The sequence below is a fragment of the Bacillus sp. GbtcB14 genome, assembly GCF_019091205.1.
Lineage (GTDB): Bacteria > Bacillota > Bacilli > Bacillales > Bacillaceae_G > Bacillus_A > Bacillus_A cereus_AG.
This window is the reverse complement of the sequence record NZ_JAGXJT010000291.1, coordinates 1-240: the sequence shown is the minus strand read 5'-3', so window position 1 is coordinate 240 and position 240 is coordinate 1. Positions and strand designations below refer to the sequence as shown.

Sequence of the window (240 nt, the reverse complement as noted above, 5' to 3'; positions counted from 1 at the left end):
ACCCTGCACCTGTACCACGATTAGTTGTTGGATACTGTTCCGGTGTATAAGCGTATAATCCACCCCAAGCACCAAAATTAAAGAAGGATAGTAACATGCCTGCTACAATTAATTCTGTTAATGACTCCGCCACACCAAACAAGTAAGCACTACACGCTGTACCGTTTAAATACGTAACTAAAACAAACTTACGACCAAGTCGTTCTATAAACCAAACCGCTGTGAAATATCCTGGCAAAT

General features: G+C 40.8%; 1 pseudogene. It reads right to left on the bottom strand.

Annotated features, from left to right (window positions below):
* Positions 1-240, bottom strand: a pseudogene (locus tag KVT31_RS29945) (MFS transporter); the annotation flags it as partial.